Below are 24,791 nucleotides of genomic sequence, written 5' to 3'. Positions count from 1 at the left end.
CGTGCTTAACGTTTTGAACCGTAATAGACTTCGTTCCAGCGCAGCGCATCTTTAAACGCTGGCAGACGGGTGTCGTTGTCGATAACGGTCAGCTCGATGTCATGCAGTTCCGCGAACTGACGCATATCGTTCAGATCCAGCGAATGGCTGAAGACCGTATGGTGTGCGCCACCGGCGACGATCCAGGCTTCGGATGCGGTCGGCAGATCCGGCTGTGCTTTCCACAGGGCGTTCGCCACCGGCAGTTTCGGCAAGGAATGCGGGGTCTCGACGGCATCCACGCAGTTCACCAGCAGGCGGAAGCGATCGCCCAGATCAATCAGGCTGGCGTTAATCGCCGGGCCGGTGCGGGTGTTGAAGATCAGACGGGCCGGATCGGCTTTGCCGCCGATGCCCAGGTACTGCACATCGAGGATCGGTTTCTCTTCGACGGCGATGGAAGGGCACACTTCCAACATGTGCGAGCCCAGCACCAGATCGTTGCCGTTCTCAAAGTGGTAGGTGTAATCCTCCATAAACGAGGTGCCGCCCTGTAGACCGGTCGACATCACCTTCATGATGCGAAGCAGGGCGGCGGTTTTCCAGTCGCCTTCGCCCGCAAAGCCGTAGCCTTGCTGCATCAGACGTTGTACCGCCAGGCCGGGCAGTTGTTTCAGGCCGTGGAGGTCTTCAAAAGTGGTGGTAAAAGCGTGGAAACCGCCCTGTTCCAGGAAGCGTTTCATGCCTAACTCAATGCGCGCCGCATCGATGACGTTCTGACGTTTGTCGCCGTTGATCTGCGCCGCTGCGGTCAGGCGATAGCTGCTTTCGTATTCATCGACCAGCGCGCTGATGTCGCCCTCGCTGATTTCATTCACTACCTGCACCAGGTCGCCCACGGCCCAGGTGTTAACCGAGAAACCGAACTTAATCTGCGCGGCGACTTTATCGCCGTCCGTCACCGCCACTTCGCGCATGTTGTCGCCAAAACGCACCACTTTCAGATGGCGGGTATCCTGTTTCGATACCGCCTGGCGCATCCAGGAGCCGATGCGCTGCTGGGCGTGTTGATCCTGCCAGTGGCCAGTCACTACGCCGTGCTGCTGGCGCATACGCGCGCCGATGAAGCCGAACTCGCGGCCGCCGTGCGCGGTCTGGTTCAAGTTCATAAAGTCCATGTCGATGCTGTCCCACGGCAGGGAGGCGTTGAACTGGGTATGGAACTGGAGAAGCGGTTTGTTAAGGATCGTCAGACCGTTGATCCACATTTTGGCCGGAGAGAAGGTGTGCAGCCACACTACCATCCCGGCGCATTTATCGTCGTAGTTGGCGTCGCGGCAGATGTTAGTGATCTCATCCGGCGTGGTGCCGAGCGGTTTCAGCACCAGTTTGCACGGCAGTTTGGCCTCGGCGTTCAGGGCATTAACCACGTGTTCCGCGTGTTTCGTCACCTGTTGCAGCGCTGCCGGTCCGTATAAATGCTGGCTGCCAATGACAAACCACACTTCATAATTGTTAAAAATGCTCATTATCGTGTCCTTAATGTGTCAGGGTTGCCGGTTTTTCCGCGGTGTTTTTGGCCGGGGCGGCGACAGGGAGATAGTGTTGTTCGGCGCTTTTCGACCATTGCAGGTAGCGCTGATAAAGCTGTTCGAAGCGTTGAGCCTGTGCGGTGCGAGGCTGGAGCGTGCTTTCGACGGCACTCGCCATATGTTGCTGCGCGGTCGGGATATCCGCGTGAACGCCTGCCGCCACGGCGGCGAAAATGGCAGCACCGAGGGCACAGCACTGATCGGAGGCGACGATTTGCAGCGGACGGTTCAGCACGTCGCAGCAGGCCTGCATGATGACCGGGTTTTTACGCGCGATACCGCCGAGCGCCATCACCTCGTTGACCGCGATGCCCTGTTCGGTGAAGCACTCCATGATGGCGCGTGCGCCAAAGGCGGTGGCTGCAATCAGGCCGCCAAACAGCGCGGGCGCGTCGGTTGCCAGGTTGAGGTCGGTAATCACGCCTTTGAGACGCTGGTTAGCAAACGGCGTACGGCGGCCGTTAAACCAGTCGAGCACCACCGGGAGATGATCCAGCGACGGGTTTTTGGCCCAGGCTTCGGTGAGTTGCGGGAGAAGCTGTTTTTTGCTGGCAGCGATCTGAGCTTTCAGCTCTGGATGGGTTTCCGCCAGCTGATCCAGCGGCCAGCCGAGTACGCGGCCAAACCAGGCGTAGATATCACCGAAGGCCGATTGCCCCGCTTCCAGACCGATAAAATCAGGCACTACGCTGCCGTCAACCTGTCCACAAATGCCTTTCACCGCGCGATCGCCGACGGTGGCTTTATCGGCGGTGAGGATGTCGCAAGTCGACGTGCCAATGACTTTCACCAGCGTGTTCGGCTGTGCGCCTGCGCCAACGGCACCCATATGGCAGTCGAACGCGCCGCCGGAAATGGCGACATTTTGCGGCAAGCCCAGACGCTGCACCCACTCTTCGCTGAGCGTGCCGACCGGAATATCAGCGGTATAAGTGTCGGTAAACAGTGGGTATTTCAGGCTTTGATTGATGAGTGGGTCGAGTTCATCAAAGAACGCCGCCGGAGGCAGTCCGCCCCAGCTTTCATGCCACAGTGATTTATGCCCGGCGCTGCAGCGTCCACGGCGAATATCCTGCGGACGGGTGGTGCCTGACAGCAGCGCAGGCACCCAGTCACATAGCTCAATCCACGACACCGCGGCCTGTGCCACGTCGCGATCGGCGCGGGTGACATGTAAAATTTTTGCCCAGAACCACTCGCTGGAATAAATTCCGCCAATGTAACGGGAGTAGTCCACCTTGCCGGATTGATGGCACAAACGGGTGATGGCTTCGGCCTCTTCAACCGCAGTATGGTCTTTCCACAGTACGAACATGGCGTTCGGGTTGTCGGCAAACTCAGGGCGTAGCGCTAGCACGCAGCCTTCGGCATCTACCGGAGCAGGTGTAGAGCCGGTGCTGTCGACGCCAATCCCGACGATCTCCGCACGTTGCGATTCGCTCAGTTCGGCGAGGACGGTTTTGATCGCCGCTTCCATCGATTCGATGTAATCGCGCGGATGATGGCGGAACTGATTATTTGGCGCATCGCAGTAACGCCCCTCTTGCCAGCGCGGATACCACTCAACGCTGGTCGCTATTTCTTGGCCCGTACCACACTCCACCGCCAGGGCGCGTACCGAGTCACTGCCAAAATCGAGGCCAATCGCAATTGCCATTTATGTTGCTCCATCAAAAAACGGGTATGGATCAACATTAGAGATTGGGGGCGAAAATCGTCAGGCAGGATTCGCTAATCTTATGGATTAAATTGCTGTTGAGGTGGAAAGTGTGACGCCGTGCAAATATTCAATGTGGACATTTCTGCCGCAGTTATAGACACTTTTGTTACTGCTGATGTGCACGATGTCGCGGATAAATCTGGGGTAAAGGCTGAGGAAAAGCGGAGTTAAAAGAGCGGACATACGATTGGGATCTTTTAACGACTCGTTTTAAGGCAGTTTTTATCGATATGGACAATTTGTTTCCTTATTGACCGTCGGGAGTCACCTGTTTATGGCTGAAATACAAAACGATCCCCTGTTGCCGGGTTACTCCTTCAACGCCCATCTGGTGGCGGGTTTGACCCCCATCGAAGCCGACGGCTACCTCGACTTTTTTGTCGATCGCCCGCTGGGTATGAAAGGCTACATTCTGAATATTACCGTGCGCGGCGAAGGGGTGATTGAAAATAACGATCGGCAGTTTATCTGTCGCCCAGGCGATATATTGCTGTTTCCGCCGGGGGAGATTCACCACTATGGCCGCCATCCCGATGCGAAAGAGTGGTATCACCAGTGGGTCTATTTCCGCCCGCGCGCCTATTGGCAGGAGTGGCTTGCGTGGCCGGCGATTTTTGCCCATACCGGTTTTTATCGCCCCGACGAGGCGCACCAGGCGCAGTTCCGCGAGCTGTTTGCGCAGATTATCGAGGCCCAGGCGGGCGGGCGCTATGCCGAACTGCTGGCGATAAATCTGCTGGAACAGCTGCTGTTGCGTCGCATGGAGGCGATTAACGAATCGCTCAATCCGCCGTTGGATAACCGCGTGCGCGATGCCTGTCAGTACATTAGCGATCATCTGTCGGACAGCCAGTTTGATATTGCGGGCGTGGCGCAGCACGTCTGTTTGTCGCCGTCGCGCCTGTCGCACCTGTTCCGCCAGCAGCTCGGCGTGAGCGTCCTGAGCTGGCGCGAGGATCAACGCATCAGCCAGGCCAAACTGCTGCTCAGCACCACGCGGATGCCGATCGCCACCGTCGGGCGTAACGTTGGCTTTGAAGATCAGCTCTATTTTTCGCGCGTCTTTAAGAAATGCACCGGCGCCAGCCCGAGCGAATTCCGCGCCGGGTGTGAATAAAACGTAAATAAAACTAAACAAACAGGTGAAGTCTGGCGGCACCCGGTAAACTATTCAGACAATTGTTGTCTTGACGCGGCAGGATGCACTTCGCAGAATCCGTGCTTCGTTATCTGACCGGAATCGTTATGCAGGCATTGCTGGAACATTTTATTACGCAGTCCGTCGCCTACTCGCTGCTTGCCGTCGCGCTAGTGGCTTTCCTTGAATCGCTGGCGCTGGTCGGGCTGATTTTACCCGGTACGGTAATGATGGCAGGCCTCGGAGCGCTGATCGGCAGCGGCGAGGTTAACTTCTGGCAGGCGTGGATGGCCGGTATTATCGGCTGTTTGCTGGGCGACTGGATCTCTTTCTGGTTAGGCTGGCGCTTCAAAAAGCCGCTGCATCGCTGGTCGTTCATGAAAAAGAACAAAGCGCTGCTCGATAAAACCGAACATGCCCTGCATCAGCACAGCATGTTTACGATCCTGATCGGACGGTTTATTGGGCCAACGCGGCCGATTGTGCCGATGGTTGCCGGGATGCTGGACCTGCCTGTCGCAAAGTTTCTTCTGCCGAACATCATCGGCTGTATCCTGTGGCCGCCGCTCTATTTCCTGCCGGGCATTCTTGCCGGTGCGGCGATTGATATTCCTGCCGATGCGCAAAGCGGTCATTTTAAATGGCTGTTGCTCGCCACCGCGCTATTACTGTGGGTGGCGGTGTGGTTGTGCTGGAGATTGTGGCGCAGTGCGAAAGCGGGGACCGATCGTCTGACCCACTATCTGCCGCGTGGCCGCCTGATGATGCTTGCTCCCCTGACGCTCGGGATCGCCGTGGTGGCGCTGGTGGCGTTGATTCGTCATCCATTGATGCCGGTGTATGGCGAGATTTTGTTGAAGGTGGTGAGCCGGTAGTTTATCGCCCGGTGGCGCAGGCCTACAGCGGCCCGAACGGCGGTGCGGCCTGATATTGCCCGATGGCGCTACGCTTATCGGGCCTACAAGGGCTCGAATGACTAAACATGGTGCGGTCTGATATTGCCCGGTGGCGCTTCGTTTACCGTTCCTACAAGGGCTCGAACCGTAGGCCGGATAAGGCGTAGCCGCCATCCGGCGTTTTTACTGCGGCACGATTCCCAACAACGCTGAGGCACTCGCCTTCCCACTTACCAGCTCTTGCGTTTCCCCGTCCCACGCAATGCGTCCGTCGGCGATCACCACAGAGCGCGCCGCGATCCGCGCGGCGTCTTCTACGCTGTGCGACACCATCAGCATGGTCAGGTTCTTCTGCTGGCACACCTCCTTCACCAGCAACAGCATCTCCTGGCGTAGCGCCGGGTCGAGGGCGGAGAAAGGTTCGTCGAGGAGTAAAATCGGCTGTTCGCGAACCAGACAGCGGGCTAGCGCGACGCGCTGACGCTGGCCGCCGGAAAGCTCACCCGGCAGTCGGTCGAGAAATTCATTCAGTCCCATTTGCTGCGCGATAGTGTCCAGTTTCTCACGCTGAGCCGCGGTCAGCTTGAGGCCGGGATTCATCCCTAAGCCGATATTCTGGCGCACCGTCAGATGGGTAAACAGGTTGTTTTCCTGGAACAGCATCGACACCGGGCGCTGGGAAGGCGGCGTGAGGGTGTGGGTCTGCCCGTCAATCACCATCTCCCCGCGTGCCGGAGGCAAGAAACCTGCAATCAGATTCAGTAGCGTGCTTTTCCCTGCACCGCTCGGGCCGAGGATCGCAATCATCTCCCCGCGCTCGACGGAGAGCGTAAAGCGCATCGGCAGATGCTGATAAAGCCAGGTTACATCAGTCAGTTTTAGCATCGCGCCCCGGAAGTTTTTCGATAACGGTAAAGAGGGTAAAGCACAGCAGCAGCAGGAGCAGGGCGGTGACCGCGCCATCCTGACTGCGATACGAGCCAATCTGCTGATACAGCCAGAACGGCAGGGTGCGGAAATCGTCGTTGCCAAACAGCGCCACTACGCCGAAATCGCCAATCGACAGCACGCTGGCAAACGCCAGCGCCTGTGCCAGTGGGCGCTTCAGAGCGCGGAGTTCCACCACCTTCAACCGCTGCCAGCCGCGCATATCCAGTGACTGACAGAGCAGCGTGTAACGGGCGCTCAGATCGCGCATCGGATTTTCCAGCACTTTCAGCGCGTAGGGGATAGCCATCAGCGCGTTGGTGAAGATAACGATCCCGTCGGCATGGTCAGGTAATCCGAGGGTACTGTTGAACAGTAAAAAGAATCCGGTCGCCAGCACAATGCCTGGCATCGCCAGAATCAGCATTCCACTCAGCTCAAGTGCCTGTCCGAAGATGCGGGACTGGCGGGCGTACAGTTCGCGACTGCTCCACAGCAGCATCATGGTCAGCACAACGCACAGCAACCCGGCCCCCAGGGCGATCCGCAGTGACGTCCACAGCGCCTGCCACAGCACCGGCTGTTGCAGCACGGATAACAGATTCAGATTAAGACCGTCTACCACCACTGCCAGCAGCGGCGGGAGGAGTAATAAGAGCGCGAGGGCGATCAGCACGAGATCGCTCAGACGGCTGCGCAGGCTGTCCTGCGGGTCGCGCCAGCCGTTCACCTGATGACTGCCGACGGCAATCGCCTTGCTCAGGCGCTGGCTGAGCAGCACCAGCCCCAGGCAGCAGAACATCTGAATCATTGCCAGCAGCGCCGCGCGGCCTGGATCGTAGTCAAAGCTCAGCGCCTGATAGATCGCCAGTTCAATAGTGGTCGCCTGCGGCCCGCCACCAAGCGACAGCACGGTGGCAAAGCTGGCGAAACAGAGCATAAAAATCAGTGCCGCAACGGGCGGGATCTGCCGACGAAGCCACGGCCACTCGACAAAGCGGAAGAAGGCAAAACCGCGCATCCCGAGCTGGGCCGCCAGCTGGCGCTGCTCGCCGGGAATGTTTTCCAGCGCTTGCAGGAACAGGCGCGTCGCCATCGGCATATTAAAGAATACGTGAGCGAGTAAAATGCCCTGCAGGCCGTAAGGGGAGAAACTCCATTCGATGCCAAGCGCATTCAACAGCGTGGCGATCCACCCCTGTCGTCCGTACACGCTCAAAATGCCAAACACAGCGACCAGCACGGGCAGAATTAAGGTCATTGCGCACAGGCGCAACAACGCCTGTCGGCCAGGGAAACGCCGACGGTACAGGGCCCGCGCCAAAAAAATCGCCGGGACGACAGAAAGCAATGCCGAGAGAAACGCCTGCCAGAAGGAGAAGCGCACCACGTGCCAGAGATAGCTATCCTGCCACAGCGCGGCGATATCGCTTTCCGGTGCGTTCAGCCACAGGGCAAGAAAAGCCCCCAGGCTCACCACCACCATCAGCGTGGCGGCAGTCAGCCCAGGGAGCAGCCAGTCGGGAATTAACGGCTGACGGCGCGTTGCCATTCACTGATCCAGGCGGCGCGCTGAGTGGAAACCTGCTGTGGAGTAAATTCCAGCGTGGTTTGCGGTTTGCTCAGCTGATCAAAGCCGGCGGGCAGCGTCACGTCGGTCACTGGGTACATCCAGTTGCCGGTCGGGATCGCATTCTGGAACGCAGGAGAGACCATAAATTTCAGGAACTTTTCTGCCAGTTCTGGCTGTTTGCTGGCGGCGGTACGCGCGGCGACTTCCACCTGCAGATAATGGCCTTCGGCAAAGTTTGCGGCGGCGTAGTTGTCTTTTTTCTCTTCGATGATGTGATAGGCCGGAGAGGTGGTGTAGCTCAGAACCAAATCGCTTTCACCTTTCAGGAACAGGCCGTAGGCCTCACTCCAGCCTTTGGTGACGGTGACGGTTTTGGCCGCCAGTTTTTGCCAGGCTTCAGGGGCTTTATCGCCGTACACTTTTTGCATCCATAGCAGCAAGCCCAGGCCTGGCGTGCTGGTGCGCGGGTCCTGATAAATTACGCGCCATTTCTGGTCGCTCTCAACCAGTTCTTTCAGGCTTTTCGGCGGATTCTTGAGCTTGTTTTTGTCATAGACGAAGGCGAAGTAGCCGTAATCGAAGGGCACGAAGGTGTCATTTTTCCAGCCGCCTGGAACGCTCACCGCATCGGTGGCGATCCCACTTTTGGCGAACAGATTGGTTTGCGAGGCCGCTTCCAACAGATTGTTGTCGAGACCCAGCACCACGTCGGCTTTGCTGTTTTTGCCTTCCATCCGCAGACGGTTCAGCAGGGAGACGCCATCTTCCAGCGCCACGAATTTCAGTTCGCAGTTGCAATCGGCTTCAAAGGCTTTTTTGACCACCGGGCCAGGGCCCCAGTCGGCGGCAAAGGAGTCGTAGGTGTAGACCGTCAAAACGGGTTTGGCAAAAGCAGGCAGCGCGAACAGCGCCAGCAGGGGGAGAACTTTTTTTAACACTTTGCACCTCAAAGTTGAGTGGCAAAGGATTTTGAGCGACAGCCTCAAATCCCTTCGCCGGCGTTATCCGGATCAGGTTCGACGGGTATTATCTCAGCGCACATCGTTGATGCAGCACCCCGTTGAGAACGGCGGTATTGTAATGATTTGGTGAATATTACGAAAGTGTTATGGTTCCGGCGGCGCAAACCAGGCTGATTTAAAGTCAAACCAGCCGAGGGTGTTCATGCGCAGGCCGCGCATACTGCGCTGTCCCTGAATCATTAGCCAGTGGTGGATCAGCGGCACCATCGCCTGCTGGGCCAGCAGTTGCTGGCACCAGACCGCCAGATTCATATCGCCCGCTCGCCACTGGGCGGCGTCTTGCTGCCAGTCGCGGGCGATGCAGTGCTGGATCAGCGGCGTTTCATACAGATGCGAGAATAACGAGAAATCGAGCGGCAGGGTGAAGTTCGCGCTGTTGAGCCAGATATCGCTCACCGCTTCGCCGCGATGCCATTCGTCGTATTCCACTTCCTGAATGTCTAGCACCACCCCTTCCGCGGCCAGCAGTTTACTCATGATGCGGGCGATAAACCGGTGCTCAACGTGTTCGCGATAATAGGTCAGGGTAATGGATTCCAGCCCGGCAGGCTTTTCGCACCGCCCCGGACGGGCGTGGTGCCAGCGCGGCAGCAGCCCGTAGGCCGGGAACCAGTAGGTCTGATGCTGATCTTCCGCCTGATAGATAAGATTGGCAGGTGCGAGGATTTGGCTGACCCACTGGCGCACTTCGGGGCTGGCGCCCCGGTGGGTGCGAGCATCGAACAATAGATAGTAGCAGCCCTCTTCCAGACGGCTTTCGATCGCTTTTTCGCCGTCGGTCGGGCCTTCCAGCGTCAGGCCGGGGCTGAACTCTTCGCTGATCTCCGGCAGCACCCAGACATTCACTTCATCAATCAATGCGCGATAGCCAAAATAGTCATCGAAGGCACGAATTTTCAGCTGATTGTTATTATTGCGCGTCACCGCGTAAGGGCCGGTTCCTACCGGCTGACTGGCGAAATTCGCCATCGACCCCCACTCGTGCGGCAAAATCATCGACGGAATATGGCCCATCAGCCACGGCAACCACTGGTCTGGCTCGGAAAGCTCAATATCCAGCGTCCAGGCGGTAGGGGAGTGAATGTGCGTAATGTGGGAGTAGAGCGGCAGCTCGCGGGCGCGTTGCAGGGAGGCAATAACGTCGTCCATCTCCAGCTCGCGGCCATGATGAAAATGAATACCGGGGCGTAAAAAAAAGCGCCAGTGTAACGGGGATAATTGCTGCCAGTGATGGGCGATATCGGCTTCCAGTTCCCCATTTTCCTCATTTATACGCGTCAGGCCGCTAAATATTTGTCTCGCCATGTGCGTTTCGGAACGACGTAAGGCGCTGCCGGGCAGCAGGTTTTTCATCGGACGATAGTAAAGCACGCGCAGGATGTGCTTGCCCTGGCGGAAGCTGCGGCCCAGATGAGAGACCAGCATCTGGCGCACGGCGGCTTTGTCGCCCACCAGTTGCACCAGCTGATCGATGCGGTCCTGCTCCAGCAGGTCTTCGGCGCGCTGTTGCTGGAGTGCCAGCCCGGTATAAAGGAAGGTTAAGCGCGAGCGCTTTCCGCGTCCGGCCTCCGCCTCCCAGCTGAGCCATCCCTGCTGCTGCATGGTGTTGAGTAGCGTTCGCATATGGCGGCGCGAGCAGTTCAGCAGTTCTGCCAGTTCGCTCAACGTGGTCTCTTTCGGCTGGCCTTCGCAGCATTGCCAGAGGCGGATGAATTGTTGTTGCAGACGACCAGACGGCATAAAAGGGGAACTCCTGACAAAAAATCAGCAATTTATTATTCCTCATAATAAGCCAATAATTGATTTCGATGAAGTGAGGAGGTGAATATGAAGAGGTCTACCGCACGTCAGTTTTATCAGCAGTACTTTTCAGCGACAAAAGGAGTGTCCTGGCTGGCCCGCCAGTGTGCAGAACAGCGCCTGAAAATGCTCGAAGATCTGATGCAGTGGGATGTTACGAATCCGACCTCTTCCCGCTGACTTGCCTCGATCATGTGTGACTGAGTATTGGTGCTTATCACCCGCCAGCAAAATGTTTTTGCTGGCTTTTTTCGTTTACACTGCCTCCTGATTTCGCTCCTCTTTGACAAGGAACTGCGCATGCTCTGGTTGATGACGATGGGCCGCCGCCTTAACGGCGTGTATGCCGCTTTTATGCTGGTGGCCTTTATGATGGGCGTCGCGGGTGCGCTGCAAGCGCCGACGCTGAGCCTGTTCCTGAGTCGCGAAGTGGGCGCACAGCCTTTTTGGGTGGGCCTGTTTTATACGGTCAACGCCATCGCCGGGATTTTGGTTAGCCTTGCGCTGGCGAAACGCTCTGACAGCAAGGGCGATCGCCGCAAACTAATCCTCTTTTGCTGCGCGATGGCCATCGGCAACGCGCTGCTGTTCGCTTTCAACCGCCACTATCTGACGCTGCTCACCTGCGGTGTGCTGCTGGCGTCGCTCGCCAATACCGCCATGCCGCAGCTCTTTGCGCTGGCGCGTGAGTATGCGGATAACTCGGCGCGAGAAGTGGTGATGTTCAGCTCGGTGATGCGTGCCCAGCTTTCGCTGGCGTGGGTCATTGGCCCGCCGCTGGCTTTTATGCTGGCGCTGAATTACGGTTTTACGATGATGTTCTCGATCGCGGCGGGGATTTTTGCCATCAGCCTGGTGCTCATCGCGTGCGTATTGCCGTCCGTCGCCAGGGTCGAACAGGCTACAGATACGCCCGTCACCCAGGTGAGCGGCTGGAGTAACAAAAACGTCCGTATGCTGTTTATCGCTTCGACGCTGATGTGGACCTGCAACACTATGTACATCATCGATATGCCACTGTGGATCAGTAGCGATCTGGGGCTGCCGGATAAGCTCGCGGGGATTTTGATGGGCACCGCCGCCGGGCTGGAGATCCCAGCGATGATCCTCGCGGGCTATTACGTGAAACGCTTTGGCAAGCGCCGGATGATGGTGATCGCGGTGGCGGCTGGCGTGCTGTTTTATCTTGGGTTAATTCTGTTCCATTCCCGCGAGGCGCTGCTGGCGTTGCAGTTGTTTAATGCGATTTTTATCGGGATTGTCGCCGGGATTGGTATGCTCTGGTTCCAGGATCTGATGCCCGGACGTGCGGGTTCAGCCACCACACTTTTCACTAACAGTATTTCGACCGGCGTGATTCTGGCGGGGGTGATTCAAGGGGCGCTGGCGCAGAGCTACGGTCACTTTGCGGTGTACTGGGTGATTGCGGGAATATCGCTGGTGACGCTGGGGCTGACGTTGCGCGTCAGGGATGTTTAGTTTTGCCGGGTGGCGGCTTCGCCTTACCCGGCCTACAAACCAAACAAAATGGCCCGCTTTCGCGGGCCTTTTTCGTTAACGCATAAACGCCGGTTGTTTGTTTTCGTAGGTCGCAATCGACTCTTCGTGTTGAAGGGTCAAACCGATGCTGTCCAGACCGTTAATCATGCAATGGCGGCGGAAATCATCGATTTTAAAGCTGTAGGTTTTTTCACCTGCTTTCACCACCTGCGCTTCCAGATCCACTTCAAACGAAATGCCCGGATTGGCTTTCACCAGCGCGAACAGCTCATCGACCTGCTCATCGCTCAGGGTCACCGGCAGCAGCTGATTGTTGAAGCTGTTGCCGTAGAAGATGTCGGCAAAGCTCGGGGCGATCACCACTTTAAAACCGTAGTCGGTCAGTGCCCACGGCGCGTGTTCACGGGAAGAACCACAGCCGAAGTTTTCACGCGCTAACAGAATCGATGCGCCTTTAAATTCCGGGAAGTTCAGGACGAACTCAGGATTCGGCTTCTGACCTTCATCGTCGAGAAAACGCCAGTCATTGAACAGGTGGGCACCAAATCCGGTGCGAGTGACTTTCTGCAAAAACTGCTTCGGAATAATGGCGTCCGTATCCACGTTCGCCGCATCCAGCGGGACAACCCGGCCCGTATGTTGGGTAAATTTCTCTGCCATGATTGTCTCCTTATTTCAAACCACGAATATCGGCAAAATGACCGGTGACAGCTGCCGCTGCCGCCATCGCCGGGCTGACCAGATGGGTGCGTCCACCACGACCCTGGCGGCCTTCAAAGTTACGGTTGCTGGTAGATGCGCAGCGCTCGCCTGGATTCAGACGGTCGTTGTTCATCGCCAGGCACATGGAGCAGCCGGGTAAACGCCACTCAAAACCGGCTTCGATAAAGATCTTATCCAGACCTTCGGCTTCCGCCTGCGCTTTTACCGGGCCGGAGCCTGGTACCACCAGCGCCTGCACGCCAGGAGCCACTTTACGGCCTTTGGCAATTTCCGCCGCCGCGCGCAAATCTTCGATACGGGAGTTGGTGCAGGAGCCGATAAACACTTTATCGATCGCCACGTCCGTCAGCGGCACGCCCGGTTTCAGGCCCATATAGGCCAGCGCTTTCTCGGCGCTCGCACGTTCAACCGGATCGGCAAACGAGGCCGGATCGGGGATGTTGTCGTTGACGGAAATCACCTGGCCTGGGTTGGTGCCCCAGGTGACCTGCGGGGCGATCTCTTCGGCCTGCAGCGTCACCACGGTGTCGAAGGTCGCGCCGTCGTCAGTTTGCAGGGTTTTCCAGTATTGCACCGCATCGTCGTAATCTTTGCCTTTCGGCGCGTGCAGACGGCCTTTCACATAGTTAAACGTGATGTCGTCTGGCGCAACCAGACCGGCTTTGGCGCCCATCTCAATTGCCATGTTACACAGCGTCATGCGGCCTTCCATGCTCAGTGCACGGATAGCATCACCGCAGAATTCCACGACGTGGCCGGTACCGCCTGCGCTACCGGTTTTACCGATAATCGCCAGCACGATATCTTTGGCGGTAATACCCGGTGCCGCTTTGCCATTGACTTCGATTTTCATGGTTTTCGCGCGGCCCTGTTTCAGGGTTTGCGTCGCCAGAACGTGCTCCACTTCAGAGGTGCCGATACCAAACGCCAGCGCACCGAACGCGCCGTGGGTGGCGGTGTGGGAGTCGCCGCAGACGATGGTCATGCCCGGCAGGGTGATGCCCTGCTCAGGCCCCATTACGTGGACGATGCCCTGATACGGATGATTCAGGTCGTAAAGCTCAACGCCGAACGCGTTGCAGTTCTTGATCAGCTCCTGCATCTGGATACGCGCCATTTCGCCGGACGCGTTGATATCTTTGGTCTGGGTCGAAACGTTGTGATCCATCGTGGCAAAAGTTTTACCCGGCTGGCGAACCGGACGGTTGTGCGCGCGCAGGCCATCGAATGCCTGCGGGGACGTCACTTCGTGAACCAGATGACGGTCGATGTACAGCAGCGGGGTTTCGTTTTGTGCCTCAAAAACCACGTGAGCATCAAACAATTTTTCGTATAACGTCTTCGCCATGATTACACCCCTTCAGCGACATAGCGGGCAATGATATCGCCCATTTCATCAGTACTGACCGCCGCCGCGCCGCGCGCTAAATCGCCGGTGCGGATGCCTTCTTCTAATGCGCGGTTGATGGCGCTTTCAATAGCGTCTGCCGCGTCGTTCGCATTCAGGCTATAGCGCAACAGCAGGGCCAGCGACAGGATCTGTGCAATCGGGTTGGCGATGTTTTTACCCGCGATATCCGGAGCAGAACCGCCCGCTGGCTCGTACAGACCAAACCCTTCTTCGTTCAGGCTGGCGGACGGCAGCATGCCCATCGAGCCGGTGATCATCGCGCACTCGTCAGACAGAATATCGCCGAACAGGTTGGAGCACAGCAGCACGTCAAACTGCGACGGGTCTTTGATCAACTGCATGGTGGCGTTGTCGATGTACATGTGTGCCAGCTCAACGTCCGGATACTCTTTGGCGATTTCGTTGACGATTTCGCGCCACAAAATCGAAGATTGCAGAACGTTAGCTTTATCAATGGAGGTCACTTTGTGACGGCGTTTACGCGCAGACTCAAAGGCGATGCGGGCAATGCGTTCGATTTCAAAACGATGATACACCTCGGTATCAAACGCTTTCTCGTGCTGACCGCTGCCTTCGCGACCTTTTGGCTGGCCGAAATAGATGCCACCGGTTAATTCACGCACGCACAGAATGTCGAAGCCGTTGGCGGCAATATCGGCACGCAGCGGGCAAAACTCTTCCAGCCCCTGATACAGCTTCGCCGGACGCAGGTTGCTGAACAATTTGAAGTGCTTACGCAGCGGCAGCAGCGCGCCACGCTCTGGTTGCTCTGCTGGCGGCAGGTGTTCCCATTTCGGGCCGCCAACGGAGCCGAACAAGACCGCATCAGCGTTTTCACAGCCTTCAACGGTGGCTTTCGGCAGTGGAGTGCCGTGGTTATCAATCGCAATGCCACCCACATCATAGTGGCTGGTGGTGATTTTCATCGCGAAACGTGCGCGAATGGCTTCCAGGACTTTCAGGGCTTGTGTCATCACTTCCGGGCCAATTCCATCGCCCGGCAACACGGCAATATGGTAATTCTTCGACATTACACGGTTTCCTTATTGTTCTCTTTATTCTGAGCTTTGCGTTGCAATTCTTTTTCGACTTCGGCGGCGCGCCAAATGTTGTTCAGAACGTGAACCATCGCTTTGGCGGAGGATTCAACGATATCCGTCGCCAGACCGACGCCGTGGAAACGGCGGCCATTGTAGGTGACGACGATATCGACCTGACCGAGTGCGTCTTTGCCGTGGCCTTTGGCGCTGAGATCGTATTTGACCAGCTCGATGTCATAGGCGGTGATGCGGTTGATGGCCTGGTAAATCGCGTCGACCGGGCCATTACCGTTGGCGGCCTCCGCTTTGATGTCGTCGCCGCAGGCCAGTTTTACAGAGGCGGTGGCGATGTCGCTGGAGCCGGACTGGACGCTGAAGTAGTCCAGGCGGAAGTGCTCTGGTTCTTCCTGCTGTTTGTTGATGAACGCCAACGCTTCCAGGTCGTAATCGAACACCTGACCTTTTTTATCGGCCAGTTTCAGGAACGCGTCGTACAGGTGATCCATGTTGTAGTCGCTTTCCTTGTACCCCATCTCTTCCATACGGTGTTTTACCGCCGCGCGGCCAGAACGGGAGGTCAGGTTCAACTGTACCTGGTTCAGACCGATGGATTCCGGGGTCATGATTTCGTAGTTTTCGCGGTTCTTCAGCACGCCGTCCTGGTGGATGCCGGAGGAGTGGGCAAATGCGCCGGTACCGACAATCGCTTTGTTTGCCGGGATCGGCATGTTGCAAATCTGGCTGACGGTCTGGCTGGTGCGCCAGATTTCGTTGTGATTAATGCGGGTCTGCACATTCATGATGTCTTTACGCACTTTGATCGCCATGATCACTTCTTCCAGCGAACAGTTACCGGCGCGCTCACCGATGCCGTTCATTGCCCCTTCTACCTGACGTGCGCCAGCATGGACGGCTGCAATTGCATTGCCAACGGCCAAGCCCAAATCGTCGTGAGTGTGGACGGAAATAATCGCTTTATCGATATTCGGTACGCGTTCGTACAGGCCGGTAATGATGTTGGAGAACTCGAACGGCATGGTGTAGCCGACGGTGTCCGGGATATTGATGGTGGTGGCACCGGCGTTAATCGCGGCTTCAACCACGCGTGCCAGATCGGCGATTGGCGTACGACCGGCATCTTCACAGGAGAATTCAACGTCGTCGGTGTAGTTGCGAGCCCGTTTGATCATGTAAATCGAACGCTCAATAACTTCATCCAGCGTGCTACGCAATTTTGTGGCGATATGCATCGGGGAGGTGGCGATAAAAGTATGGATTCGGAATGCTTCGGCCACTTTCAACGATTCTGCTGCCACGTCGATATCTTTTTCTACGCAGCGAGCCAGAGCACATACGCGGCTATTTTTGATGGTGCGGGCGATAGTCTGCACGGACTCGAAGTCACCCGGTGAGGAGACCGGGAAACCCACCTCCATTACATCGACACCCATGCGTTCCAGGGCCAGCGCAATCTGCAGTTTCTCTTTCACGCTCAGGCTTGCCTGTAACGCCTGTTCACCGTCACGTAAGGTTGTATCGAAAATTACGACTTGCTGGCTCATGGGTTTGGTCCTTGTCTGTCCTGGGGCGCCTTGCTACGAGCATAAAAAAACCCGCGCAGTGGCGCGGGTTTTTTTGTTTACTGGAGACGATTCAACGTTGAATTTCGCCCGCCAGCCTACCGCGCAAAGTGGATGCGTTTAGTAGTAGTAGGCTGAGGAAGCGAATGGTACGAATCATGAATCAGGCTCCAGATGAATGCGTTATGCTTTTAGTGGTACTGGATATGCGGATTCAAGTCAACCCTTGAGGTGAAAAACAGCAACAGTCATTGAAAGCAATAAGCGGAACGCTTTAGCGTATTGTGCTGGGTTATGCCTCTGTGGCTATTTAAATTGTCTAATTTTGGACTTTGATTAAATGTTTGGAATGAAATTAATATATTTCGTTTCAATTATCCTTAAGACTGGTCGAATGATTGATAATTTCTAATTTCATTAAATTCATAGAGTTGTAGGTTTTCATGGGGTGTGAAGAGTGAATGAATATGGAACCATGATAATGAAATGTTAACCGGTGGTCGTTAGTCATGTTGAATAGTTTAATAAAACTTAAATATTTGTTTATCAGCAGGCTTATTGTTTATTCATTGGATTTATGGTTTCATTCGAATCCTAATGTTTTACTTATTACTTTTATTTCTCATCGCGTGATCGCGTATGTTCCTGTATGTGCTATTTAGTGTGAGTCCTTTGAATATTCCGATTTTTAATCTTTTCTCATTTTCTGGTTTTATCTGCATGATAAATAATATTTTTAAAAGTTATTACTGCACTAAAGCAAAGGGAGTGTAGCGTGACAGTGGAGTTAGGTATGTTAGAAAAAAGAAATGAACGGCCTCACGCCAGTGAAGGGAGCAGGCCACAATTACGCACCGTTGATCTTAACTTATTAACCGTTTTTGATGCAGTCATGCAGGAGCAGAATATCACTCGAGCGGCACAGTCTCTGGGGATGTCCCAGCCTGCTGTGAGTAATGCTGTAGCAAGGCTTAAACTGATGTTTAACGACGAACTGTTCGTGCGTTATGGACGGGGTATACAGCCGACCGCCAGAGCTTATCAGCTTTTTGCTTCTGTACGACAAGCATTACAACTGGTGCAAAATGAGCTCCCTGGGTCCGGTTTCGAACCTTTAAGCAGCGAGCGTATTTTCCATCTTTGTGTATGCAGCCCACTGGATAATTATCTGACCTCTATTATTTATAATAAAGTTGAAGCCATTGCGCCGAATATTAATTTGATATTTAAGTCCTGCTTAAATCAGAATACAGAGCACCAGCTACGTTATCAGGAAACGGAATTTGTACTGGGTTATGAAGAGTTTCGGCGTCCAGAGTTTTCCTGCGTGCCGCTATTCAAAGATGAAATGGTATTAGTCGCCAGCAAAACCCATCCGCGCATAAATGGGCCGTTGCTCGAAAGTGACGTGTATAATGAGCAGCACGCGGTTGTTGCCCTTGACAGGTACGCTTCATTTAGCCAGCCGTGGTATGACACCCCGGATAAACAGGCCAGCGTGGCATATCAGGGAATGGCTATGGTGAGTGTGTTGAATATCGTTTCGCAGACGCATCTGGTGGCTATTGCCCCTCGCTGGCTGGCGGAAGAGTTCTCATCCCAATTGAATTTGCAAATATTATCGCTGCCGCTAAAACTCAATAGCCGCACTTGTTATCTTTCCTGGCATGAAGCCGCAGGGCGAGATAAAGGCCATCAGTGGATGGAAGAGCTATTGGTAAGCGTTTGTCGGCGTTAATCACCATCAGGATAAATCGGTGTAACTCATCCGCTTTATCCTGCATTTATTTTATCGACCAGTATTTTATGCTGTTCTGAATTTTTCCTTTCGCTTTTTACCACGCAAAAATAGATGAATTACTGGTTCAATGCCTTTTTAAGCGACGAATCATCATCACAAAAGTCTATTCCAGTGGAATTCACCATATCTTGTCATAATGCCTGTGTATTCTGCTTTTACCCTCATTTTCACGCCTCCGTTTGCTGATTGCCTGCCTCATAGGGAGCGGTTAAGGTGAAGGTCACTCTGCAAAAATGACAGACAGGGGAAACCCTGGAAAGTAAGACGGCGAGGAAATGAATTTCTCGGTTCGTCTATAACAACAAGAAGCCTGGAGGCAAACCATGGAGATGTTGTCTGGCGCCGAAATGGTCGTCCGGTCGCTTATCGATCAGGGCGTCAAGCAAGTATTCGGCTATCCCGGAGGCGCGGTCCTCGATATTTACGATGCCCTGCATACCGTGGGCGGTATCGATCATGTACTGGTTCGCCATGAGCAAGCTGCCGTACATATGGCCGATGGCCTGGCGCGTGCAACCGGAGAAGTGGGCGTGGTGCTGGTCACCTCCGGCCCTGGAGCCACCAACGCCATTACGGGCATTGCGACTGCCTATATGGATTCCATCCCGCTGGTCATTTTATCCGGACAGGTTGCGACTTCCCTGATTGGCTACGATGCCTTTCAGGAGTGCGACATGGTGGGGATCTCCCGCCCGGTGGTAAAACACAGCTTCCTGGTCAAGCAAACGGAAGACATTCCGGGCGTACTGAAAAAAGCGTTCTGGCTGGCGGCCAGCGGTCGTCCAGGCCCGGTGGTGGTCGATTTACCGAAAGATATTCTTAATCCGGCCAATAAGCTGCCGTACGTCTGGCCGGATTCCGTGAGCATGCGTTCCTATAACCCGACGACTCAGGGACATAAAGGTCAAATCAAACGTGCGCTGCACACGCTGATCGCCGCCAAAAAACCGGTGGTTTACGTCGGCGGTGGGGCGGTAAATGCACATTGTCACGCGCAGCTACGCGAACTTATCGAAAAATTAAACTTACCCGTGGCCTCATCGTTAATGGGGCTGGGTGCGTTTCCGGCTACCCATCGCCAGGCATTGGGTATGTTAGGCATGCATGGCACTTATGAAGCCAACATGACGATGCACAACTCCGATGTGATTTTCGCCGTCGGCGTACGTTTTGACGATCGCACCACCAACAATCTGGCGAAGTACTGCCCGAATGCGACAGTGCTGCATATCGATATCGACCCGACTTCCATTTCCAAAACGGTTCCCGCCGATGTGCCGATTGTGGGCGATGCCCTTCAGGTTCTGGAACAGATGCTGGAGCTGCTGGCGCAGGACGTTCCTGCACAGCCGCTGGATGATATTCGCGACTGGTGGCAGCAGATTGAGCAGTGGCGCGCCCGTCAGTGTCTGAAGTACGACACCCAGAGTGAACACATTAAACCGCAGGCGGTGATCGAAACGATCTGGCGGTTGACCAAAGGAGAGGCTTACGTCACCTCCGATGTGGGCCAGCACCAGATGTTTGCTGCCCTTTATTATCCATTCGATAAACCGCGTCGCTGGATTAACTCCGGTGGCCTGGGAACCATGGGATTCGGTCTGCCTGCGGCACTGGGCGTTAAGCTGGCATTGCCGGATCAAACCGTGGTGTGCGTGACCGGGGATGGCAGTATCCAGATGAACATTCAGGAACTCTCCACCGCGTTGCAATACGATCTTCCGGTGCTGGTGCTGAACCTCAACAACGGCTATCTGGGGATGGTGAAGCAGTGGCAGGATATGATCTACTCTGGACGCCATTCGCAATCCTATATGAAATCGTTGCCGGACTTTGTGCGTCTGGCAGAAGCCTACGGCCACGTGGGGATTCGCGTTAGCGATCCAAATGAACTGGAGGCAAAACTCGGCGAAGCGCTGGAGCACGTCAGGAACAACCGCCTGGTCTTTGTGGATGTGATCGTCGATGGAACGGAGCACGTCTATCCGATGCATATTCGCGGCGGCGGTATGGATGAAATGTGGTTAAGCAAAACGGAGAGAACCTGATGCGCAGGATATTATCTGTACTCCTGGAAAACGAATCTGGCGCGTTATCGCGCGTCATTGGGCTCTTTGCGCAGCGCGGCTACAACATTGAAAGCCTGACCGTGGCACCGACCGACGATCCGACGTTGTCGCGAATGACCATCCAGACCGTCGGCGATGCAAAAGTGCTTGAGCAAATTGAAAAGCAGCTGCATAAATTAGTCGATGTGCTGCGAGTGAGTGAATTAGGGCAGGGGGCGTACGTCGAGCGCGAAGTCATGCTGGTCAAAATTCAGGCCAGCGGATACGGGCGCGAAGAGGTGAAGCGCAATACGGATATCTTCCGTGGGCAGATCATTGACGTCACGCCGTCTATCTATACCGTTCAGCTTGCCGGAACCAGCGATAAGCTTGATGCGTTTCTGGCTTCTGTTCGCGATGTAGCAAAAATTGTTGAGGTCGCTCGCTCAGGCATCGTGGGCTTGTCCCGCGGTGATAAAATCATGCGTTAACGACCAAAAAGGTTCGCCTCTTTCAGCCCGGTCTGCAAAGCCGGGCTTTTTTTGCCTAAACGCAGCCTAACTGAGAGAAAAGCGGTTGCCGCAAGGACTATTCTGCGTTTAGATGTTAAAAGATATAACCATAAACCTGACAAGGCCATGGACTCTTTTATTTCGTTTAAGGGGCAATTGTGAAACTGGATGAAATCGCCCGGCTAGCCGGCGTGTCACGAACTACGGCGAGCTATGTGATTAACGGTAAAGCAAAGCAGTACCGTGTTAGCGACAAAACCGTTGAAAAAGTCATGGCGGTGGTTCGCGAGCATAACTACCATCCGAACGCCGTCGCGGCTGGGTTACGTGCCGGGCGCACTCGCTCTATTGGTCTGGTGATTCCGGATCTTGAGAACACCAGCTATACCCGCATTGCGAATTATCTCGAACGTCAGGCGCGCCAGCGTGGCTATCAGCTGTTGATCGCCTGCTCGGAAGATCAGCCGGATAACGAGATGCGTTGCATTGAACATCTCCTGCAACGCCAGGTTGATGCGATTATTGTTTCCACCTCTCTGCCGCCAGAGCATCCTTTCTATCAGCGCTGGGCGAATGGCTCGTTCCCGATCGTCGCACTGGATCGTGCACTGGATCGCGAGCATTTCACAAGCGTAGTGGGTGCGGATCAGGACGATGCTGAGATGCTGGCCGCCGAGCTGCGCACTTTCCCGGCGGAAACCGTGCTTTATCTCGGCGCGTTGCCGGAGTTGTCCGTTAGCTTCTTGCGCGAGCAGGGGTTCCGTACCGCCTGGAAAGACGATCCGCGCGAAGTGCATTATCTGTATGCCAATAGCTACGAGCGCGAAGCCGCTGCACAGCTGTTTGAGAAATGGCTTGAGACTCATCCGATGCCGCAGGCGTTGTTCACCACTTCTTTTGCTCTGCTTCAGGGGGTGATGGACGTTACGCTGCGTCGTGAAGGGAAACTGCCTTCTGAGCTGGCTATTGCCACTTTTGGCGATAACGAATTACTCGATTTCCTGCAATGTCCGGTTCTGGCCGTTGCTCAGCGTCATCGTGACGTAGCGGAGCGTGTACTGGAAATTGTGCTGGCGAGCCTTGATGAGCCGCGCAGGCCAAAACTTGGGCTGACGCGTATCAAACGTAATCTGTACCGCCGTGGTGTGCTGAGCCGTCATTAATTGAATTATCAGGGCAGTTGACTGCCCTGATTGTTTCTCATTATCACGCTAAATAATAACCTGACCAAAATTAGGATAATTCTTTAAGATTCATAGCCTGCTATTCTTCTTATTTCATTTTGCGTTCTTCGCGGTCTTTTTAAGGTTATTTCGGCAACAGTCATCACTATTTTTTGTATTGTTTTGTTACAAAGACCATTCTCTCGCTGAAATATCAGCCGTTTTTTCCTCATTGACTCCAGCCTGCGCGCCAGGTCTTGTGCCTTCACGCTTCTGGGCTGCATCTGGCGCTGTCATCCCTGTGCGTAATGTCTTAAAATGCCGTCCGCGTCGCAAACTGACACTTTATATTTGCCTCTGATGATATGAAGTGAAATTTAACGCCCGTATGCCTGTTTGTTTTTTTTCTTACAAATATTCATGACGTTAATTTTGCCTCGCCAGTTGTGCAGTTATTAATCAAGTTGGGTTATGTCTGTAAATAGGGGTCTTCCAGACCCATATCGCGGCAGTCCTGGCTTGACAAGCTTTTCCTTCGCTCCGTAAACTCCTTTATGTGGGAATTTGTGGGTTAAAGTGGTGATAAGGGGTGAAGCTGGCATGTTCCGTGGGGCGGCGTTAGTTAATCTCGACAGCAAAGGACGTTTATCGGTACCAACCCGATATCGCGATCTGCTGATCGAAAACGCTTCTGGTCAAATGGTTTGCACCATTGACATCAACCACCCCTGCCTGCTGCTTTACACCTTGCCCGAATGGGAAATTATTGAGCAAAAGCTGTCGCGACTGTCGAGCATGAACCCGCAGGAACGCCGCGTGCAGCGGTTGTTATTGGGACATGCCAGTGAATGTCAGATGGACAATGCAGGGCGATTATTGATAGCGCCTGTGTTGCGGCAACATGCCAGTCTGACGAAAGAAGTGATGCTGGTCGGGCAGTTCAATAAGTTTGAACTGTGGGATGAAACGACCTGGTATCAACAGGTCAAGGAAGATATCGACGCTGAGCAGTCAGAATCCGCAGTGTTGTCGGATCGATTGCAGGACTTGTCTCTATAAATATGATGGAAAATTTTAAACATACTTCGGTGCTACTGGATGAGGCCGTCAACGGCCTGAATATTCGTCCTGATGGCATCTATATCGATGGAACATTTGGTCGCGGTGGTCACTCGCGTCTGATCCTCTCCCAACTGGGAGCGGAAGGTCGCTTACTGGCAATCGATCGCGATCCGCAGGCTATTGCCGTGGCGAAGACTATCGATGATCCACGCTTTTCCATCGTCCACGGACCTTTCTCTGCGCTGGCTGATTATGTCGCTGAGCGCGGCCTGACGGGCAAGATCGACGGAATCCTTCTCGATCTTGGCGTCTCTTCTCCACAGCTTGATGATGCAGAACGCGGTTTTTCCTTTATGCGTGACGGGCCGCTGGATATGCGTATGGACCCGACGCGCGGTCAGTCTGCTGCCGAGTGGCTGCAAACTGCTGACGAAGCGGATATTGCGTGGGTAATTAAAACCTTCGGCGAAGAGCGTTTCGGCAAACGCATTGCGCGCGGCATCGTTGAGCGTAACCGCATCGAACCGATGACGCGCACTAAAGAGCTGGCAGAAGTTGTTACGGCGGCCACGCCGGTCAAAGACAAATTCAAACATCCTGCGACCCGTACCTTCCAGGCGGTGCGCATCTGGGTAAACAGTGAACTGGAGGAGATAGAGCAGGCGCTAAAAAGCTCGCTCGGCGTACTGGCCCCCGGTGGGCGTTTATCCATCATCAGCTTCCACTCGCTGGAAGACCGTATTGTGAAGCGCTTTATGCGTGAGCAAAGCCGCGGTCCTCAAGTCCCTGCTGGGCTGCCGATGACGGAAGAACAACTCAGGAAACTGGGCGGTCGTCAGCTGCGAGCATTAGGCAAGATGATGCCGGGCGAAGAAGAGGTGGCAGAGAATCCACGTGCCCGTAGTTCAGTGCTGCGTATTGCAGAAAGGACGAACGCATGATCGGCAGAGTAGCAGAGACCTTAAGCAAGGTTAAAGGATCGTTAGGAAGCAACGAGCGCCATGCCTTGCCTGGCGTGATCGGCGACGATCTCTTGCGGTTTGGGAAGCTGCCACTCTGCCTGTTCATTTGCATTATTGTGACGGCTGTGACGGTGGTGACCACCGCACACCATACCCGTTTATTAACCGCGCAGCGCGAACAGATGGTTCTGGAACGTGATGCGCTGGATATCGAATGGCGAAATTTGATTCTTGAAGAAAACGCGCTCGGCGATCATAGCCGGGTTGAACGGATCGCAACGGAAAAGCTGCAATTGCAGCATGTTGATCCTTCTCAGGAAAATATCGTAGTACAAAAATAAG

Annotated in this window: 22 protein-coding genes and 1 riboswitch; of the genes, 11 read left to right on the top strand and 11 right to left on the bottom strand. The window is 54.9% G+C overall.

Annotated features, from left to right (window positions below):
- Nucleotides 1-5: 5 nt before the first annotated feature.
- Together araA and araB are read right to left on the bottom strand one after the other, a co-directional pair.
- Entirely contained in the window at nucleotides 6-1,508 is a 1,503-nt protein-coding gene (araA, locus tag C3708_RS09520) for an L-arabinose isomerase (RefSeq protein WP_095280748.1), read from the bottom strand.
- A gap of 10 nt (nucleotides 1,509-1,518) precedes the next feature.
- Entirely contained in the window at nucleotides 1,519-3,228 is a 1,710-nt protein-coding gene (gene araB, locus C3708_RS09515) for a ribulokinase (RefSeq protein WP_103949140.1), read from the bottom strand.
- Between the two features lie 337 nt (nucleotides 3,229-3,565).
- Between araB and araC the strand changes: the two genes are divergently transcribed.
- Both araC and C3708_RS09505 read left to right on the top strand, forming a co-directional pair.
- Nucleotides 3,566-4,408 carry an arabinose operon transcriptional regulator AraC gene (araC, locus tag C3708_RS09510; protein WP_095280750.1) on the top strand — a complete coding sequence of 281 codons (843 nt, stop codon included), beginning with the start codon at nucleotides 3,566-3,568 and terminating at the stop codon, nucleotides 4,406-4,408.
- A 128-nt stretch (nucleotides 4,409-4,536) separates the two neighbouring features.
- Nucleotides 4,537-5,304 carry a DedA family protein gene (locus C3708_RS09505; RefSeq protein WP_095284175.1) on the top strand — a complete coding sequence of 256 codons (768 nt, stop codon included), beginning with the start codon at nucleotides 4,537-4,539 and terminating at the stop codon, nucleotides 5,302-5,304.
- A gap of 204 nt (nucleotides 5,305-5,508) precedes the next feature.
- Here C3708_RS09505 and thiQ read toward each other — a convergent pair whose 3' ends face one another.
- From thiQ to sgrR, 4 genes are all read right to left on the bottom strand, one after another.
- Nucleotides 5,509-6,210, bottom strand: coding sequence for a thiamine ABC transporter ATP-binding protein ThiQ (thiQ, locus tag C3708_RS09500; RefSeq protein WP_103949139.1), 702 nt, complete (start codon nucleotides 6,208-6,210; stop codon nucleotides 5,509-5,511).
- On the bottom strand, nucleotides 6,194-7,804 hold the full coding sequence (thiP, locus tag C3708_RS09495; protein WP_103949138.1) for a thiamine/thiamine pyrophosphate ABC transporter permease ThiP: 1,611 nt from the start codon (nucleotides 7,802-7,804) through the stop codon (nucleotides 6,194-6,196). Before thiP ends, thiQ begins: the two co-directional genes overlap by 17 nt.
- Complete coding sequence (thiB, locus tag C3708_RS09490; RefSeq protein ID WP_103949137.1) at nucleotides 7,780-8,763, bottom strand: thiamine ABC transporter substrate binding subunit; 984 nt, start codon at nucleotides 8,761-8,763, stop codon at nucleotides 7,780-7,782. The genes thiP and thiB overlap by 25 nt, the downstream gene beginning before the upstream one ends.
- Before the next feature lie 31 nt (nucleotides 8,764-8,794).
- Nucleotides 8,795-8,895: riboswitch (TPP riboswitch) on the bottom strand.
- A gap of 36 nt (nucleotides 8,896-8,931) precedes the next feature.
- Nucleotides 8,932-10,587: an HTH-type transcriptional regulator SgrR gene (sgrR, locus tag C3708_RS09485; RefSeq protein WP_103949136.1), complete on the bottom strand. Its 1,656-nt coding sequence runs from the start codon at nucleotides 10,585-10,587 to the stop codon at nucleotides 8,932-8,934.
- An 87-nt stretch (nucleotides 10,588-10,674) separates the two neighbouring features.
- Between sgrR and sgrT the strand changes: the two genes are divergently transcribed.
- Both sgrT and C3708_RS09475 read left to right on the top strand, forming a co-directional pair.
- Nucleotides 10,675-10,827: a glucose uptake inhibitor SgrT gene (sgrT, locus tag C3708_RS09480; protein WP_095280755.1), complete on the top strand. Its 153-nt coding sequence runs from the start codon at nucleotides 10,675-10,677 to the stop codon at nucleotides 10,825-10,827.
- A 120-nt stretch (nucleotides 10,828-10,947) separates the two neighbouring features.
- Complete coding sequence (locus C3708_RS09475) at nucleotides 10,948-12,126, top strand: sugar efflux transporter (RefSeq protein WP_103949135.1); 1,179 nt, start codon at nucleotides 10,948-10,950, stop codon at nucleotides 12,124-12,126.
- Between the two features lie 75 nt (nucleotides 12,127-12,201).
- Here C3708_RS09475 and leuD read toward each other — a convergent pair whose 3' ends face one another.
- From leuD to leuL, 5 genes are all read right to left on the bottom strand, one after another.
- Nucleotides 12,202-12,807, bottom strand: coding sequence for a 3-isopropylmalate dehydratase small subunit (leuD, locus tag C3708_RS09470; protein WP_095280757.1), 606 nt, complete (start codon nucleotides 12,805-12,807; stop codon nucleotides 12,202-12,204).
- A 10-nt stretch (nucleotides 12,808-12,817) separates the two neighbouring features.
- Nucleotides 12,818-14,218 (bottom strand): 3-isopropylmalate dehydratase large subunit, encoded by a 1,401-nt coding sequence (gene leuC, locus C3708_RS09465; protein WP_095280758.1) that lies wholly within the window; start codon nucleotides 14,216-14,218, stop codon nucleotides 12,818-12,820.
- A 2-nt stretch (nucleotides 14,219-14,220) separates the two neighbouring features.
- Nucleotides 14,221-15,312 (bottom strand): 3-isopropylmalate dehydrogenase, encoded by a 1,092-nt coding sequence (gene leuB / locus C3708_RS09460; RefSeq protein WP_095280759.1) that lies wholly within the window; start codon nucleotides 15,310-15,312, stop codon nucleotides 14,221-14,223.
- Nucleotides 15,312-16,883 (bottom strand): 2-isopropylmalate synthase, encoded by a 1,572-nt coding sequence (gene leuA / locus C3708_RS09455; protein ID WP_095280760.1) that lies wholly within the window; start codon nucleotides 16,881-16,883, stop codon nucleotides 15,312-15,314. Before leuA ends, leuB begins: the two co-directional genes overlap by 1 nt.
- Before the next feature lie 91 nt (nucleotides 16,884-16,974).
- Nucleotides 16,975-17,061 carry a leu operon leader peptide gene (leuL, locus tag C3708_RS24050; protein ID WP_103947098.1) on the bottom strand — a complete coding sequence of 29 codons (87 nt, stop codon included), beginning with the start codon at nucleotides 17,059-17,061 and terminating at the stop codon, nucleotides 16,975-16,977.
- A gap of 633 nt (nucleotides 17,062-17,694) precedes the next feature.
- Between leuL and leuO the strand changes: the two genes are divergently transcribed.
- The 7 genes from leuO to ftsL all read left to right on the top strand — a co-directional run bounded on the left by leuO (nucleotide 17,695) and on the right by ftsL (nucleotide 24,790).
- Nucleotides 17,695-18,639 (top strand): transcriptional regulator LeuO, encoded by a 945-nt coding sequence (gene leuO / locus C3708_RS09445; protein ID WP_095280761.1) that lies wholly within the window; start codon nucleotides 17,695-17,697, stop codon nucleotides 18,637-18,639.
- A gap of 386 nt (nucleotides 18,640-19,025) precedes the next feature.
- Nucleotides 19,026-20,750 carry an acetolactate synthase 3 large subunit gene (gene ilvI, locus C3708_RS09440; protein WP_103947097.1) on the top strand — a complete coding sequence of 575 codons (1,725 nt, stop codon included), beginning with the start codon at nucleotides 19,026-19,028 and terminating at the stop codon, nucleotides 20,748-20,750.
- Entirely contained in the window at nucleotides 20,750-21,241 is a 492-nt protein-coding gene (gene ilvN, locus C3708_RS09435; RefSeq protein WP_006173870.1) for an acetolactate synthase small subunit, read from the top strand. The genes ilvI and ilvN overlap by 1 nt, the downstream gene beginning before the upstream one ends.
- A gap of 179 nt (nucleotides 21,242-21,420) precedes the next feature.
- Complete coding sequence (cra, locus tag C3708_RS09430) at nucleotides 21,421-22,425, top strand: catabolite repressor/activator (RefSeq protein WP_103949134.1); 1,005 nt, start codon at nucleotides 21,421-21,423, stop codon at nucleotides 22,423-22,425.
- A gap of 600 nt (nucleotides 22,426-23,025) precedes the next feature.
- Nucleotides 23,026-23,484: a division/cell wall cluster transcriptional repressor MraZ gene (gene mraZ / locus C3708_RS09425; RefSeq protein WP_103949133.1), complete on the top strand. Its 459-nt coding sequence runs from the start codon at nucleotides 23,026-23,028 to the stop codon at nucleotides 23,482-23,484.
- Nucleotides 23,485-23,486: 2 nt separating this feature from the next.
- The gene (gene rsmH / locus C3708_RS09420; RefSeq protein ID WP_095280765.1) at nucleotides 23,487-24,428 is read left to right on the top strand and encodes a 16S rRNA (cytosine(1402)-N(4))-methyltransferase RsmH; all 942 of its coding nucleotides are present in this window, start codon (nucleotides 23,487-23,489) and stop codon (nucleotides 24,426-24,428) included.
- Entirely contained in the window at nucleotides 24,425-24,790 is a 366-nt protein-coding gene (ftsL, locus tag C3708_RS09415; protein ID WP_095280766.1) for a cell division protein FtsL, read from the top strand. The genes rsmH and ftsL overlap by 4 nt, the downstream gene beginning before the upstream one ends.
- Nucleotide 24,791 lies beyond the last annotated feature (1 nt).

Origin of the sequence: Lelliottia sp. 7254-16 (genome assembly GCF_002922995.1) — a bacterium.
Taxonomy (GTDB): Bacteria; Pseudomonadota; Gammaproteobacteria; order Enterobacterales; family Enterobacteriaceae; genus Enterobacter; species Enterobacter jeotgali.
This window is presented reverse-complemented; position numbering and strand designations above follow the sequence as displayed.

Excerpts from the sequence above, each read along its gene's own strand:
- leuL (WP_103947098.1), bottom strand. The coding sequence starts at position 17,061 with ATGATTCGTACCATTCGCTTCCTCAGCCTACTACTACTAAACGCATCC.
- ftsL (WP_095280766.1), top strand. The coding sequence starts at position 24,425 with ATGATCGGCAGAGTAGCAGAGACCTTAAGCAAGGTTAAAGGATCGTTA.
- C3708_RS09475 (WP_103949135.1), top strand. The coding sequence starts at position 10,948 with ATGCTCTGGTTGATGACGATGGGCCGCCGCCTTAACGGCGTGTATGCC.
- mraZ (WP_103949133.1), top strand. The coding sequence starts at position 23,026 with ATGTTCCGTGGGGCGGCGTTAGTTAATCTCGACAGCAAAGGACGTTTA.
- leuB (WP_095280759.1), bottom strand. The coding sequence starts at position 15,312 with ATGTCGAAGAATTACCATATTGCCGTGTTGCCGGGCGATGGAATTGGC.
- rsmH (WP_095280765.1), top strand. The coding sequence starts at position 23,487 with ATGATGGAAAATTTTAAACATACTTCGGTGCTACTGGATGAGGCCGTC.
- thiP (WP_103949138.1), bottom strand. The coding sequence starts at position 7,804 with ATGGCAACGCGCCGTCAGCCGTTAATTCCCGACTGGCTGCTCCCTGGG.
- C3708_RS09505 (WP_095284175.1), top strand. The coding sequence starts at position 4,537 with ATGCAGGCATTGCTGGAACATTTTATTACGCAGTCCGTCGCCTACTCG.
- leuD (WP_095280757.1), bottom strand. The coding sequence starts at position 12,807 with ATGGCAGAGAAATTTACCCAACATACGGGCCGGGTTGTCCCGCTGGAT.
- thiQ (WP_103949139.1), bottom strand. The coding sequence starts at position 6,210 with ATGCTAAAACTGACTGATGTAACCTGGCTTTATCAGCATCTGCCGATG.
- araC (WP_095280750.1), top strand. The coding sequence starts at position 3,566 with ATGGCTGAAATACAAAACGATCCCCTGTTGCCGGGTTACTCCTTCAAC.
- leuA (WP_095280760.1), bottom strand. The coding sequence starts at position 16,883 with ATGAGCCAGCAAGTCGTAATTTTCGATACAACCTTACGTGACGGTGAA.
- araB (WP_103949140.1), bottom strand. The coding sequence starts at position 3,228 with ATGGCAATTGCGATTGGCCTCGATTTTGGCAGTGACTCGGTACGCGCC.
- araA (WP_095280748.1), bottom strand. The coding sequence starts at position 1,508 with ATGAGCATTTTTAACAATTATGAAGTGTGGTTTGTCATTGGCAGCCAG.
- leuO (WP_095280761.1), top strand. The coding sequence starts at position 17,695 with ATGTTAGAAAAAAGAAATGAACGGCCTCACGCCAGTGAAGGGAGCAGG.
- ilvN (WP_006173870.1), top strand. The coding sequence starts at position 20,750 with ATGCGCAGGATATTATCTGTACTCCTGGAAAACGAATCTGGCGCGTTA.
- leuC (WP_095280758.1), bottom strand. The coding sequence starts at position 14,218 with ATGGCGAAGACGTTATACGAAAAATTGTTTGATGCTCACGTGGTTTTT.
- sgrT (WP_095280755.1), top strand. The coding sequence starts at position 10,675 with ATGAAGAGGTCTACCGCACGTCAGTTTTATCAGCAGTACTTTTCAGCG.
- sgrR (WP_103949136.1), bottom strand. The coding sequence starts at position 10,587 with ATGCCGTCTGGTCGTCTGCAACAACAATTCATCCGCCTCTGGCAATGC.
- ilvI (WP_103947097.1), top strand. The coding sequence starts at position 19,026 with ATGGAGATGTTGTCTGGCGCCGAAATGGTCGTCCGGTCGCTTATCGAT.